At 73.2% G+C, this 14,295-nt stretch carries 12 protein-coding genes and 1 pseudogene; 9 read left to right on the top strand and 4 right to left on the bottom strand.

The window, feature by feature from the left end:
* Positions 1–137: 137 nt before the first annotated feature.
* The gene (locus tag ACIRB1_RS04325) at positions 138–2,090 is read left to right on the top strand and encodes a DUF5107 domain-containing protein (RefSeq protein ID WP_403464509.1); all 1,953 of its coding nucleotides are present in this window, start codon (positions 138–140) and stop codon (positions 2,088–2,090) included.
* Between the two features lie 21 nt (positions 2,091–2,111).
* Here ACIRB1_RS04325 and ACIRB1_RS04320 read toward each other — a convergent pair whose 3' ends face one another.
* Positions 2,112–2,459: a VOC family protein gene (locus ACIRB1_RS04320; RefSeq protein WP_328827594.1), complete on the bottom strand. Its 348-nt coding sequence runs from the start codon at positions 2,457–2,459 to the stop codon at positions 2,112–2,114.
* Between the two features lie 137 nt (positions 2,460–2,596).
* Between ACIRB1_RS04320 and ACIRB1_RS04315 the strand changes: the two genes are divergently transcribed.
* Positions 2,597–4,444, top strand: coding sequence for a transketolase (locus tag ACIRB1_RS04315; protein WP_403464508.1), 1,848 nt, complete (start codon positions 2,597–2,599; stop codon positions 4,442–4,444).
* A gap of 107 nt (positions 4,445–4,551) precedes the next feature.
* On the opposite strand, the gene ACIRB1_RS04310 is transcribed toward ACIRB1_RS04315, so the two are convergent.
* From ACIRB1_RS04310 to ACIRB1_RS04300, 3 genes and pseudogenes are all read right to left on the bottom strand, one after another.
* On the bottom strand, positions 4,552–4,722 hold the full coding sequence (locus ACIRB1_RS04310) for a hydrophobic protein (protein WP_403464507.1): 171 nt from the start codon (positions 4,720–4,722) through the stop codon (positions 4,552–4,554).
* Between the two features lie 42 nt (positions 4,723–4,764).
* Positions 4,765–5,586 (bottom strand): class I SAM-dependent methyltransferase, encoded by an 822-nt coding sequence (locus ACIRB1_RS04305; protein WP_403464506.1) that lies wholly within the window; start codon positions 5,584–5,586, stop codon positions 4,765–4,767.
* 78 nt (positions 5,587–5,664) lie between these two features.
* A pseudogene (locus ACIRB1_RS04300) lies at positions 5,665–7,164 on the bottom strand (bifunctional phosphatase PAP2/diacylglycerol kinase family protein).
* Between the two features lie 154 nt (positions 7,165–7,318).
* Here ACIRB1_RS04300 and ACIRB1_RS04295 point away from each other — a divergent pair.
* The 7 genes from ACIRB1_RS04295 to ACIRB1_RS04265 all read left to right on the top strand — a co-directional run bounded on the left by ACIRB1_RS04295 (position 7,319) and on the right by ACIRB1_RS04265 (position 14,257).
* Complete coding sequence (locus ACIRB1_RS04295) at positions 7,319–7,990, top strand: histidine phosphatase family protein (protein ID WP_352177547.1); 672 nt, start codon at positions 7,319–7,321, stop codon at positions 7,988–7,990.
* 163 nt (positions 7,991–8,153) lie between these two features.
* Entirely contained in the window at positions 8,154–9,773 is a 1,620-nt protein-coding gene (locus tag ACIRB1_RS04290; RefSeq protein ID WP_352177546.1) for an ABC-F family ATP-binding cassette domain-containing protein, read from the top strand.
* 111 nt (positions 9,774–9,884) lie between these two features.
* Positions 9,885–10,106, top strand: a complete 222-nt coding sequence (locus tag ACIRB1_RS04285) for a DUF6158 family protein (protein ID WP_352177545.1) — start codon at positions 9,885–9,887, stop codon at positions 10,104–10,106.
* Positions 10,107–10,234: 128 nt separating this feature from the next.
* Complete coding sequence (locus ACIRB1_RS04280) at positions 10,235–11,038, top strand: SigB/SigF/SigG family RNA polymerase sigma factor (RefSeq protein ID WP_352177544.1); 804 nt, start codon at positions 10,235–10,237, stop codon at positions 11,036–11,038.
* A 260-nt stretch (positions 11,039–11,298) separates the two neighbouring features.
* Positions 11,299–11,898: a hypothetical protein gene (locus tag ACIRB1_RS04275; RefSeq protein WP_352177543.1), complete on the top strand. Its 600-nt coding sequence runs from the start codon at positions 11,299–11,301 to the stop codon at positions 11,896–11,898.
* A gap of 53 nt (positions 11,899–11,951) precedes the next feature.
* Positions 11,952–13,199, top strand: coding sequence for an aminotransferase class I/II-fold pyridoxal phosphate-dependent enzyme (locus ACIRB1_RS04270; protein WP_403464505.1), 1,248 nt, complete (start codon positions 11,952–11,954; stop codon positions 13,197–13,199).
* Entirely contained in the window at positions 13,196–14,257 is a 1,062-nt protein-coding gene (locus tag ACIRB1_RS04265; RefSeq protein ID WP_403464504.1) for an MBL fold metallo-hydrolase, read from the top strand. Before ACIRB1_RS04270 ends, ACIRB1_RS04265 begins: the two co-directional genes overlap by 4 nt.
* Positions 14,258–14,295 lie beyond the last annotated feature (38 nt).

Here is a 14,295-nt window from a genome sequence, read left to right as displayed (position 1 = left end):
CCGCTCCTCGGTCCATGTCGTCGAACGGCCGACTCTACGTCGACCGGGACGAACCGCACCGGGAATTTCCGGGCGCCCCGTCTTTGCGGAATCCTGACTGGCAATGCCCCTGGCCACCGCACCCGTTGCCGGGTTCCATGGTGATCGTGACGACGATCCGACGTGAGGTACTGACGCTGCCCGCCGCCGAGTTGGGCCCCGACAACCCGCTCCCCCCACTGCGTCCGCTCGACGAGGCACACCGCATAGACGACCGGGACCGCGAGGAACTGCCCCGCGACATGGCCCGCCAGGTCGGCTACGAACCGCTCCGCAGCCTGCTGCCCACCCGCGTCAGGGACGGCTACGACAGAGACCGCGCACCCCGCCGCGTCGACGCCCTCGTGATCGAGAACGACCGGCTGCGCGCCACCGTGCTCCCCTCCCTCGGCGGCCGTGTCGCCTCCCTCGTCCACACCCCCACGAACCGCGAACTCCTCTACCGCAACCCGGTGTTGCAGCCCACCAACTTCGCCCTCAACGGCGCCTGGTTCTCCGGCGGCATCGAGTGGAACATCGGCGCCACCGGCCACACCACCCTCTCCTGCGCCCCCGTGCACGCGGCCCGCGTCCCCGCCCCCGACGGCGGCGAGATGCTCCGCCTCTGGGAGTGGGAACGCCTCCGCGACCTCCCCTTCCAGGTCGACCTCTGGCTCCCGGACGGCTCCGACTTCCTCTACGTCGGCGTCCGCGTCCGCAACCCGCACGAACGGCCCGCGCCCGCCTACTGGTGGTCCAACATCGCCGTGCCGGAGGAACGCCGGGTCCTCGCACCGGCGTCGGAGGCCTGGCACTTCGGGTACGAGCGCCGGGTGCCCGTCCCGTCGTACGACGGAGTGGACCGGACGTACCCCCTCAACAGCCCCTACGCCGCCGACTACTTCTGCGAACTCGCGGACGGGCGGCGGCGCTGGATCGCCGCGCTCGACGCGGACGGGCACGGGCTGGTGCAGACGTCCACCGACGTGCTGCGCGGGCGGAAGCTGTTCGTGTGGGGCACGGGCAGCGGCGGCCGGCGCTGGCAGGAGTGGCTCACCGAACCGGGAACCGGCGGCTACTGCGAGATCCAAGCGGGCCTGGCCCGCACCCAGTTGGAGCACGTGCGGCTGGAACCGGAGAGCGAGGTGTCCTGGCTGGAGGCGTACGGACCGCTCGACGCCGAGGCGGAGGGGGAGTGGTCCGCCGTCGTGGCGGGCGCCGAGGCACGGCTCGAAGCCGTGCTGCCGCGCGCCGACGTCGACGCCGCCCACACCGCGTGGAAGCCGTACGCCGACACCGAACCCGGCGCGCTCCTCGCCACCGGCTCCGGCTGGGGCGCCCTCGAAGTCCTGCGCGCCGACTGGAAGTTGCCCGGCACGCCCTTCGACGAGGCCACACTCGGCGAGGAGCAGGCACCCTGGGTGGAACTGCTGCGCAGCGGGGTGCTGCCCGAGCCGCGCCGGGTCCGGCCGCCCGGCGAGACACTGGTCGCCCCGCACTGGCGGGACATGCTGGAGACCGCGCCCGCGACCCCGCTCACCGAGTACCACCTCGGCATCGCGCAGTGGCACGCGGGCGATCGCGCGCAGGCGGTGCGGAGCTGGGAGCGGGCTCTCGAACTCGCCCCGTCCCTCTGGCCGTTGCTGCGCTGTCTCGCCGTGGCCGACCAGGAGGCGGGCAACCACGAGCGGGCCGCCGACCGGTACAACGAGGCCTTCGCCGACCTGTGCCAAGAACGGCGGGACGCGGGGGAGCGGTGGACCGCGGCGACGGCCGCGCTCGGGCGGGAGGCCGTCGAGGCGCTGCTGCGGGTGCGCCGGACGGCGGACGCGCGCGCCGTGTGGGAGATGCTGCACCCCGTCACCCGCGAACGCGGCCGATTCCTGCTGCTCCAGGCGGAGTTGCTGCTCGCGGAGGGGCGGCGCGACGACGCCTGGGCCGTCTTCGACGAGGGCTTCGAGGTCGCCGACCTGCGCGAGGGCGCCGAGTCGATCGGCCGGCTGTGGTCCCGGCTCACCGACGAACCACTGCCGGCGCGCTACGACTTCAGGATGCGGCCGGACACGCCCTGAGACGAACCGTGGACCGGCCGGTCAGCCCCGCCGGTCCACATACTCGTAGACCATCCCGTCCGGATGCATCGCGATGAGGTTGCGGCCCGCCGGTGAGGCGATGGGGCCCGCGACGATGTGGGCGCCCAGTTCGGTCAGGACCGCCTGGGTCTCGTCGACGTCCTTGACGGCGATGGTGGCCGCGACCTTGCGCAGCACCTCCAGCTCCGTGGGCGGACCGCTCATCAGCAGGAAACAGCCGACCGCGGCCACCGACACCCCACCGCGCTCGAAGCGGAGCGCGGTGCCACCCGCGAGCCGTTCGTAGAAGGGGACGGCGGTCTCCAGGTCGTCGACGCAGATACGCAGCGTGGCTCCCAGAATCTCCATACGGACGAGCCTAGTTGGGGAGAGCGGGCGGTGGTGATCCTTTCGGACGATCCCGGTGAGCGTTCGGCACGTGTTTGGGCCGCTTGATCAGGGGGACGCGGAATGCCTCGCGCCACCACCCCCCACAAAGGAGCCCCATGGACACCGGTGAACTCGTCGAACTCGGACAGCAACTGCGCGTGGACAGTGTGCGGGCCGCCGACTCGGCGGGCTCCGGACACCCCACGTCCTCTCTGTCCGCCGCCGACCTGATGGCCGTCCTGCTCGCCCACCACCTCCACTACGACTTCGACCACCCGGCCGACCCCCGCAACGACCGCTTCGTCCTCTCCAAAGGCCATGCCTCGCCCCTGCTCTACTCCGCCTACAAGGCCGCGGGAGCCGTCGACGACGCGGAACTGCTCACCTTCCGCATGCTGGACAGCCGTCTCGAAGGGCATCCCACCCCGCGGCGGCTCCCGTGGGTCGAGACCGCCACCGGCTCGCTCGGCCAGGGCCTGCCGGTCGGTGTCGGCATCGCCCTCTCCGGCCTGCGGCTCGAACGCACCGGATACCGGGTGTGGGTGCTGTGCGGGGACAGCGAACTGGCCGAGGGCTCGGTGTGGGAGGCCGCCGAGCACGCGGCGTACGAACACCTCGACAACCTCACCCTGATCGTCGACGTCAACCGGCTCGGCCAGCGCGGACCCACCCGGCACGGGCACGACCTCGACGCGTACGCCCGCCGCTTCCGGGCCTTCGGCTGGCACACGGTCGAGATCGACGGCCACGACGTGGACGCGATCGACCGCGCCTACGGCGAGGCCGCGTCCACCGACCGGCAGCCCACCGTGATCCTCGCCCGCACCCTCAAGGGCAAGGGCGTCGCCTCCGTGCAGGACCGCGAGGGCCTGCACGGCAAACCCCTGCCCGACGCGACCGCGGCCATCGCCGAACTCGGCGGCGTACGGGACCTCCGCGTCCACGTCCAGGCACCCCCGGCCGCCGGCGCACCGCACTCCGCGCGCGCCGACCACCTGGGTCTCCCGCGCTACGAACGGGGCGACGAGGTCCCCACCCGCGACGCCTTCGGCCAGGCCCTCGCCGCGCTCGGCTCCGCGCGCGGGGACGTCGTGGCGCTCGACGGGGAGGTCGGGGACTCCACGCGCGCCGAGTTCTTCGCCAAGGAGCACCCCGACCGGTACTTCGAGTGCTACATCGCCGAGCAGCAACTCGTCGGCGCGGCCGTCGGGTTGGCGGCGCGCGGCTGGGTGCCGTACGCCTCCACGTTCGCGGCGTTCCTCACGCGCGCCCACGACTTCATCCGCATGGCCGCCGTCAGCGGCGCGGGGATCAACCTCGTCGGCTCGCACGCGGGGGTGTCCATCGGACAGGACGGGCCTTCGCAGATGGGTCTTGAGGACCTGGCGATGATGCGCGCGGTGCACGGCTCGACCGTGCTCTACCCGTGCGACGCCAACCAGACCGCGCGGCTGGTCGCCACGATGGCCGGTCTGGAGGGCGTGCGCTATCTGCGGACCTCGCGCGGCGACGCCCCGGTCGTCTACGGCTGGGACGAGGAGTTCCCGGTCGGGGGCAGCAAGGTGCTGCGGTTCTCCAGCCGGGACCGGCTGACGGTCGTGGCCGCCGGGGTCACCGTCCAGGAGGCGCTGGCCGCCGCCGGCATGCTCGACCGCGAGGGCATCCAGGTGCGGGTGATCGACCTGTACTCGGTCAAGCCCGTCGACGTCGAGACTCTGCGCCACTCCGCCGAGGACACCGGCTGTCTGCTCACCGTCGAGGACCACCACCCCGAGGGCGGTCTCGGGGACGCGGTCCTGGACGCCTTCCTCGACGGCCGGCCGGTGCCGCGCCTGGTCCGGCTCGCCGTGCGCACCATGCCCGGCTCGGCGAGCCCGGCCGAGCAGCTGCACGCGGCCGGGATCGACGCGGAGTCCATCGCCGCGGCCGCGCGGCTGCTGGTGGAGACGGCCGTCGTGCGCTGAACGGCCGACGCGCGCCAAGAGCCCGTGTCACCCCGGTCCTAGGGGTGACACGGGCTCGATGTCTGTGGGGGCGTGGGGGACGTCTGTCGGGGTGTGGGGACGTGCCGCTACCAGCGGTACCAGCGGCTCCTGCCGCCGCCGGCCGAGGTGCCGCGCACCAGGAAGCCCAGCAGCCACAGGGCGAGGACGATCAGCGCCACCCACCAGAGGATCTTCACGGCGAATCCGGCACCGAACAGGATCAGTGCCAGCAGCAGGACGATCAGGATCGGAACCATGGTGTGTACCTCCTGACGCCCGGATGCCCCCGATCCCGCGGCTCAGACGTCCTTGCGGGCCAGGATCTCCCCGTGCAGCACGGCGAACCAGCCGTCGTCCTGCTTCCCCCACTCCCGCCACGCCCCCGCCACGGCCTCCAGCTCCTCGGTGGTCGTATGGCCGCCCCCGGTGGCGATTCCGGCGTACGAGGACGCGACGGTACGGTCCGCCCACAGGCCGCTCCACCAGGACCGCTCGTCCGGAGTGTGGAACGTCCAGGTGCTGGACGTGGCCGTGACGTCGGTCAGCCCCGCCTGCCGTGCCCACGACTTGAGACGGCGTCCCGCGTCCGGTTCCCCGCCGTTGGCCCGGGCCACCCGGCGGTACAGGTCCAGCCAGCCGTCCAGCTCCGGCACCTCCGGGTGCCAGGTCATCGCCGCGTAGTCCGCGTCGCGGGCGGCGATGAAGCCGCCGGGCTTGGTGACCCGCTTCATCTCCTTCAGCGCCCGCACCGGATCGCCCACGTGCTGGAGCACCTGATGGGCGTGGACCACGCAGAACGTGTCGTCCGGATAGTCCAGCGCGTGGACGTCCGCGACCGCGAAGTCCACGTTGTCCAGGCCGCGTCGGGCCGCCGTGTCCCGGGCCTGGTCCAGGATGCCCGGCGCGTGGTCGACCCCGGTGACCTGCCCGTCCGGGACCAGCGCCGCCAGGTCCGCGGTGATGGTGCCCGGGCCGCAGCCGATGTCCAGGATCTTCATGTGCGGCTTGAGTGAACCGAGCAGGTAGGCCGCGGAGTTGGCGGCGGTCCTCCGGGTGTGGGAACGCAGCACGGACTCGTGGTGCCCGTGCGTGTAGACAGCGGTCTCCTGCGGCTTCGGCATGGCTCTACCTACCCCTTCGCGGCGGCTTCTTCGTCATCCTGAAGGTACGCGCGCATGCCGAATGATGAGACCCACGTTTTACGATATGGACTGACGGGTGATCAGGGACTCCGTCGGCGGGCGGTACACCGTCGGCGCCTCGGGCTGTTCCTCCAGCAGCAAGTCCCCCTCCACGTCGGTGGCTTCACCGTCGGAGGTGAGCAGCGTGCCGGGGGCCAGGCCGCTCAGGCGCAGCCGGGGGAGGGTGAACGGGCCCGCAAGCGCCGCCGCGAGCAGCCGGAGCACGGGTCTACGGCCGCCGTGCACGATCCGGATGTCGAGACGCCCGTCCGCCAGGTCGACGCGGCGGCCGGAAGCGATCCCCATCCGGCATCCGGCGATACGCACCGTTCCCGGCGAACAGCAGCCACAACGGCCGGGTACGGCCGCCCACTTCGGCCTCCGGTGGATGCCGGTCGGCGCGCGGCACCCGCAGGGCCGCCGGCACCCCCGCCGACCAGCCGCCGATCCGGGGCGCCCAGCGCTCCCGCGCCCGCACCGGCTCCGGACAGGCGCCCAGGCTCAGGGTGTTGAGGAGGATGCCCCCGGTGGCGCCGGACCTGAACCGGCCGACGTCCACGCGGACGGCGTCACCCCGCTCGATCGCCTTGCTCGGATCGCGCGCACCCTCCACCCCGAGGCCGTACGCGAAGTGATTGAGGGTGCCGCGCGGGAGGACCGCGAGGGACAGGCCTTGGCGCAGGGCGACCGCGGCCGCCGCGTTCACCGTGCCGTCGCCGCCGCACACCCCGAGACCCGGGCACGGGCCGTCGCCTTCTCTCCAACTCGACGTGGAGGAGCGCCGGTTCACACGCGACGACCTCCGCGCCCCGGCAGGAAGTCCGTCAGCGCCTCGGCCCGGTCCTAGGTGCCCGACACCGAGTCGACCACCATGACCGGACCTTCGCCGTCCGGCAGCGCCGGTGCCTCGGCGCGGGCACGGGCCTGCGGCACGCTCTGCCAGCGCGCCGGCACCATGCCGCGCACCGCGAACGCCGCGCACGCGCCCAGCGCGGCCCCCGCCAGCACATCGCTCGGGAAGTGGACACCGGTGTAGACCCGGGACGCGGCCACCGACAGCGCGATCGGCGCCACCACCGCGCCCCACGCCGGGGACTCCAGGGCCACACCGGTCGCGAAGGCCGCCGCCGACGCCGCGTGACCGGACGGGAACGAGGTGGTGATCGGCTGCCGCTTCAGCTGCCGGCTCATCGGCACCGGGTCCAGGGCGGGCCGGGCGCGGCGCACGGACCGCTTGCCGATCGTGTTGATCGCGAAGGAGGCCAGGGACAAGGAGGCGATGCCCTTGGCGGCGGCTCGCCGGGCCCGCGGTGTACGGCTCGCGGCCACCGCGGCGGCCGTAGCGAACCACAGCACGCCGTGATTGGCGCTCCGGCTCAGCCGCGGCAGCACGGGCTGGGCCGCGGGCCACTTCCGCTCCGCCGCCATCTCGAAGAAGCGGCTGTCCAGGGAGAGCAGCCAGTCGCGCAGGGCGTGCCGGCCGGGCAGGGGGACCGTGAGGTCGACGTCGGTGCTCATGCCCTGCCGGGTACCCTGAAATGGCTCTTTGCCGCCCGGCGGACCGACTCCACCGGCGGCTCACCCTCGGCTCCGGCCGTCGGCGGACCGCGTCCACCGTCGACCGGCCGTTTCGCTCCGACCCCCGGCGGACCGTTCTTCGGAGGACCCCCGCATGCGCCTGATCCTCATCCGCCACGGCCAGACCACGGCCAACGTGGCCTTCCGCCTCGACACGGCCATACCCGGCGCCGAGCTGACCGACCTCGGCCGCCGCCAGGCCGCCGCGCTCCCCGAGGCCCTCGCCGACGAGGACATCGACGCCCTCTACGCCTCCACCCTCATCCGCACCCAGCACACCGCCGCCCCGCTGGCCGCCGCCCGCGGCCTCGACGTGCAGATCCGCGACGGCCTCCGCGAGCTGACCGCGGGCGACCTGGAGATGCTCCCGGGCGACCAGGAGCCCGGCCACGAGTACATGCGGATCGTCTTCGCGTGGGCGGCCGGCGACACGGAGCTGCGGATGCCGGGCGGCGAGAGCGGCGCCGAGGCCCTCGCCCGCTACGACGCCGTGGTCGCGGAGGCCGCCGACAGCGGCGCCCGCACCGTCGCCATGGTCAGCCACGGCGCCGCGATCCGGATGTGGACCTCCGCCCGCGCGGGCAACGTCGACGTGGACTTCGCCGCCGCCCGCCCCCTCGACAACACCGGCATCGTGATCCTGGAGGGCTCCCCGGCCGACGGCTGGAAGGCACTGTCCTGGGAGGGCGCCCTGGTGGAGACGGCGGCACCGGACACGGACGGCGGCCCGGCGGGCCAGCCGCTCGACGAGGACCAGAAGCCCTAGCGAGGCTCCGGGCCAGGTCATGAGGCTCCGGCGAAGCTCCGGGCCAGGTCATGGCGAGGCCCGGAGAAGCCCCGGACGAGCCCGGGACGAGCCCTGGACGAGGCCCTGACGGGCACAATAAGCGTTTGCCCGGCCGTGAGGCCGCCCCACAGAATGCGTGGTCATGGGACATCTGGAAGCCGCACACCTCGAGTACTACCTCCCCGATGGGAGGCCGCTCCTGGGCGATGTGTCCTTCCGGGTCGGCGAAGGCTCCGTGGTCGCCCTGGTCGGGCCCAACGGCGCGGGCAAGACGACCCTGCTGCGGCTGATCTCCGGCGAGCTGAAACCGCACGGCGGCACGGTCACCGTGAGCGGCGGCCTCGGCGTGATGCGCCAGTTCGTGGGCTCCGTACGCGACGAGACGACCGTACGGGACCTGCTCGTGTCGGTCGCCCCGCCGCGCATCCGCGAGGTCGCGGCCGAGGTCGACAGGGCCGAGCACGGCATCATGACCGTCGACGACGAGGCGGCCCAACTCGCCTACGCCCAGGCCCTGTCGGACTGGGCCGAGGTGCACGGCTACGAGTTCGAGACCCTGTGGGACATGTGCACCATGGCCGCGCTCGGAGTGCCGTACGACAAGGCGCAGTTCCGGCAGGTGAGCACGCTCTCCGGCGGTGAGCAGAAGCGGCTCGTGCTGGAGGCGCTGCTGCGCGGCAGCGAAGAGGTGCTGCTGCTCGACGAGCCGGACAACTACCTCGACGTGCCCGGCAAGCGATGGCTGGAGGAGCGGCTCAAGGAGACCCGCAAGACGGTCCTGTTCGTCTCCCACGACCGTGAACTCCTCGCCCGCGCCGCCGAGAAGATCGTCTCCGTGGAGCCCTCGCCGACCGGCGCCGACGCCTGGGTGCACGGCGGCGGCTTCGCCACGTACCACGAGGCCCGGCGCGAACGCTTCGCCCGCTTCGAGGAGTTGCGCCGCCGCTGGGACGAGAAGCACGCCCAGCTGAAGAAGCTCGTCCTGAACCTCCGTCAGGCGGCCTCCATCAGCCACGAGTTGGCGTCCCGCTACGCCGCCGCCCAGACCCGGCTGCGCAAGTTCGAGGAAGCGGGACCGCCGCCCGAGCCGCCGCGCGAGCAGGACATCACCATGCGCATCAAGGGCGGCCGCACCGGCGTAAGGGCCGTCACCTGCAAGGGACTTGAGCTGACGGGCCTGATGAAGCCCTTCGACCTGGAGGTCTTCTACGGCGAACGCGTCGCGGTCCTCGGCTCGAACGGCTCGGGCAAGTCGCACTTCCTGCGCCTCCTCGCCGGCGAGGACGTGAAGCACACCGGGGAGTGGAAGCTCGGCGCGCGCGTCGTGCCCGGCCACTTCGCGCAGACCCACGCCCACCCCGAGCTCCAGGGCCGCACCCTCCTCGACATCCTGTGGAAGGAGCACGCGCAGGCCCAGGGCCCCGCGATGTCCCGGCTGCGGCGCTACGAGCTGACCGGCCAGGCCGAGCAGAGCTTCGACCGGCTCTCCGGCGGCCAGCAGGCCCGCTTCCAGATCCTGCTGCTGGAGCTCCAGGGCGTCACCGCTCTCCTGCTCGACGAGCCGACCGACAACCTCGACCTGGAGTCCGCCGAGGCCTTGCAGGAAGGGCTGGAGGCGTTCGACGGGACGGTGCTCTCCGTGACGCACGACCGCTGGTTCGCTCGCTCCTTCGACCGCTACCTGGTCTTCGGCAGCGACGGAAAGGTCCGCGAGACCACCGAGCCGGTGTGGGACGAGCGGCGGGTGGAGCGTGCGCGGTAGGCCCCGCGTGCCGGGCGCCGGCCACCTCGGCGCACGGGCCGCGGGGCCGGAACGCCGGAATGTTCGTACAGTGGCTTCAAGGACCGTGAGACTCGACGAGCGGGGCACACCATGACCGGAGTCGACCCTGCGCGCCTGGACGATTCCCAGCTCATGAAGGAGCTGGAGACCATCCACCGCACGCGCCACGACACCCTGCTGTACGGCTCGAACGACGCGCTGCGCGCCCACAACAACCGTATGGCCGGACTGGAGGGCGAGTATCTGCGCCGCCATCCGCGTCGCCTCGTCGCCCCCGGCCGGACCCGGCAGGGGGCACGCGAGCGGGACTGAGGGGCGACCGGGGGGTGTTTGCCCCCAGGGGTCGGGGGCAGGCGGAGTTCCAGCGCTGGACCGCACACGCGATCCCACCGACGGTGACCGTCCAACCCGGAGCATGCTCAAGGGAGTTGTGACGCACCATGCCCACTCGGCCTGCCCGCACGAGCACGAAACGCCTCGCGCACCGCGACGCCCCCGACACCGCGGAGGCCTTCCGCGCCCTCGCCGCGCTGCCGCCCGGCCCGCAGCGCGACATCGTCCGCGCACGCATCGTCGAGGACTGGCGGCCCATGGCCGACCGGCTCGCGGGACGGTTCCGCAACCGGGGCGAGAACACCGAGGACCTGCGCCAGGTCGCCGCCCTCGGGCTGGTCAAGGCCGTCGACCGGTACGACCCCGAGCGGGGCAGCGCCTTCGAGAGCTACGCGGTGCCGACGATCACCGGGGAGATCAAGCGGCACTTCCGGGATCACCTGTGGACGCTGCATGTGCCGCGGCGGGTGCAGGATCTGCGGAACCGGGTGCGGGTCGCCGGGCTGGAGCTGGCCCAGACGACGCCGGGGCGGCGGCCCACCGTGAGCGAGATCGCCGGGCACGCGTGTCTCTCCGAGGAGGAGGTGCGGCTGGGGCTCGAGGCGTTGGAGAGTTTCAGCGCGCTGTCGCTGGACGCGGAGGCCTCCGGCGGTTCCGACGGGTTTTCGCTGGGGGACGTGCTCGGGGGTGCTGATCCGGCGTTGGATGTCGTCGTCGACCGGGAGGCGGTGAGGCCCCGGCTGGCCGCGTTGCCCGAGCGGGACCGGGAGATTCTGTATCTGCGGTTCTTCGGGGATATGACACAGAGCCGGATCGCCGAGCGGTTCGGGATCTCGCAGATGCATGTCTCGCGGTTGATCAACCGGTGCTGTCGGCGGATTCGGGAGCAGGTTCTGGAGGGCGCGGCCTAGGTGCCGGTGCCGGTGCCGGTGTAGGTGTAGGTATCGGGTCCGGGTCCGGGTCCGGGTCCGGTCCGGCGCGGCCCGGCCGGTACCGCCCACGCGGCGAAGCCGCACCTCGATACAGCCGCCGCGACTCCGAAAGCCCCGGCCGGGCCGTGTTCACCCGCTCGGCTCTCTCCTTACCGCCAATGGGGGCCGGCCGCGCGCGGCACTCCGGCGCTCGGGCTTCGATGGTGGTGCCGTCGTCCTCGGTCTAAGGAGACCCGCTCATGCGTCGCACCGCCCTTGCTCTGGCCGTCGTCGGCCTTGTCGGCGCCGCCGGGCCCGCTGTGGCCGCCGATCCGGGGGCCGAGGTCAGTCCGAGCAGTGTGCGGGCGGGCGGGAGCGTCACCGTCTCTGTCACATGTGAGGGGATCGGGGGAGCCGCGGCCGAGACCATCGACGCGACGTCCCAGGGATTCGACGACGGAACCGTGCAGCTCCAGCGCGTGCCCGGCAACGACGACCGCGCCGCGGGAACCGCCTACCGGGGGACCGCGCGGATCTCCACGGACGGGGTCGAGCGGGACTCCGCGTGGACCGTGGACGGAACCTGCCCGGCGCCGCCCGGGGGACAGGGCAGGCCCTGGAGCGCGACCTTCAGCATCGAGCGCGGGGACGGGGGTGGCGGCGGCCGGCCGCCGTGCGAGGAGCCCCGGGGGGAGGCCTGTGGCGGTGACGTGCCCGCCGCGGTGCAGCGCGGGGTGCGGGCGGGGGAGGGCGGTACCTTCACCGACTCCGTTCCGGCTCTGGTCGCCGGTGGTGTACTGATCGCGGCTGCCTTCGGAGGTGCCGTGTACCGGCTGCGCAGGCGGACGCCGGGGCACTGAGGGCCCGAACGGCACACGGCACGGCACTGCACGAGGGACTGCGCGGAGGCACCATGCGGCAGGCGGACGCGGTAGGCCAGGGGCCTGTGCGGTACGGTCCCGTGTTCCCCGACGACGGCCTGCCCGTACTGCCGGAACTGGCCGATGTGCTCGCCGCCGCCGCGTCCCGCACCGAGGAACAGCCCGTCGGCGGCGGCCCCGTCCTGCTCGACGCGGCCGGCGGCTACTTCGAACGCCGCGGCCTGCCTGCCGACCTCGCCCGTGTCGCCGCCGCCCCGGGCGCCCCCGCGCTGCTGGTCGCGCTGACCGCCGCGCTCGGCGGTGACGTCCTGGTGCCGAGACCCTGCGCCGCCTGGTGGGCGCCGTACGCCCGTCTGCTGGGCAGATCCGTGTTCCATGTGGGCACCCCGGCCGAGTGCGGCGGGGTGCCCGATCCGTACGCCCTGCTGGAGACCGTGCGCCGGGTCCGGGACGAGGGCGGCGACCCGCGGCTGCTCGTCCTCTCGGTGGCCGACGACCCGACCGCGACCGTGGCGCCGCCCGAGGTCATGCACGAGACCGTGGAGGCCGCCGCCGCCGAGGGGCTGCACCTGGTCAGCGACGAGACCTGGCGCGACACCCTGCACGCACCCCGGGGCACCATGCTGCTCAGCCCCGCCGAGATGCTGCCCGACCGGGTCACCGTCGTCACCGACCTGGCCGGCGCGCTCCTGCCGTCCGGCTGGCCCGCCGCCGTCGCCCGCTTCCCCGCAGGCCACGCGGGACAGGCTCTCCGCGCGCGTGTGCTCGACGTCCTCACCGCGCTCGGCGCCCGCGTCGCCGCCCCGGTCGCCGCCGCGGCCGGCCACGCCCTCGGCGAACCCCCGCCCGTCCTCGCCCGCCGCGACACGGCCGTGGGCCTCCACGCGCGTGTGGCCGCCGCCGCGCACGCCGCCGTCACCGGGGCGGGCGCGTTCTCCCGGCCGCCGCAGGCGGGACGTCATCTCTACGTCGACCTCGGGCCGTTGCGCCACGCGCTCACCCCGCGGGCAGTGGGCGACGCGCAGGACCTGGAGGAGTTCCTCACCGCCCGGCTCGGCATGCCCGCACCCGGCGGCCACCGGTTCGGCGACGACCTCGGCGCGCTGCGGGTACGGCTGTCCACCGGGCCACTGCTGGGCCGTACGGACGCGGAACGCGCGGAATGTCTCACGTCACCCCTGCCGTTGGAACTGCCACACGTGCAACGCGCGTTGATGTCCTTGAGGTCGATCTTCGACGATCTCCGCGACGACGCTCAGCGATGGGAGCCTCCTCGATGACGCAGCAGTCCGAGTCGACCACCAGCGGTACGACCACACGGCAACCCGCCGACCAGGCGCCCCCGTTGACCCCCTCCTCCCCGCCCCTGGCCGAACCCCGCCCGCTCGGCGAGCGCCGTGTGTGGCCGCGCGCCTTCCACGACCGGCTCACCGCCCCGCTCCCCGGCCTCAAGGCCGTCGCCCGCTTCGCCCGCGAGGGTTCCGTGCGACCCCGCCCCGAGGGCCTCGCCGACATCCCCCAACTCCCCTTCGCCCCCGCGCCGTTGCCCCAGGTGGACGCCCTGACCGTCGCCGTCACCTGGGCGGGCCACGCCAGTTGGGTGGTCCGGATCGGCGGCCTGACCATCCTCACCGACCCGGTCTGGTCCCGCCGCATCCTCGGCACCCCGGCCCGGATCACCCCCGTGGGCGTCGCCTGGGAATCACTCCCTCCCATCGACGCCGTCGTCATCAGCCACAACCACTACGACCACCTCGACGCCCCCACCCTGCGCCGACTCCCGCGCCACACCCCGGTGTTCGCCCCCGCCGGCCTCGGCAGCTGGTTCCGCCGCCGCAGATTCACCCACGTCACCGAGCTCGACTGGTGGGAAGCGGCCCAACTCGACGGCGTCCGCCTCGACTTCGTCCCCGCCCACCACTGGTCCAAGCGCACCCTCACCGACACCTGCCGTTCCCTGTGGGGCGGTTGGGTCCTGACAGCCCCCGACGGAAGGCGCGTCTACTTCGCCGGCGACACGGGCTACGGACACTGGTTCACCCGAATCGGCCACCGCTACCCGGGAATCGACCTCGCCCTCCTCCCCATCGGCGCCTACGACCCGCGCTGGTGGCTGAGCGACGTCCACTGCGACCCGGAGGAAGCGGTCCAGGCCGCACAGGACCTGGGCGCGCGACGGATGGCTCCGATGCACTGGGGCACCTTCGTCCTGTCGGCCGAACCGGTCCTGGAACCCCTGACAAGGGTGCGCGCGGCCTGGGAGAAGGCGGGCCTGGCGAGGCAGGACCTGTGGGATCTGCCGGTCGGGGCGTCAGGAGTCCTGGACGAGATGCCGTAGGGCCTGTCCGACACTTCCCGTCCGTCGCGCGGGGCTGT

It is taken from the genome of Streptomyces sp. NPDC096013 (assembly GCF_044763565.1).
Classification (GTDB): Bacteria; Actinomycetota; Actinomycetes; order Streptomycetales; family Streptomycetaceae; genus Streptomyces.
The sequence above is the reverse complement of the archived record's forward strand: the minus strand, read 5'-3'. Positions and strand labels throughout refer to the sequence as shown.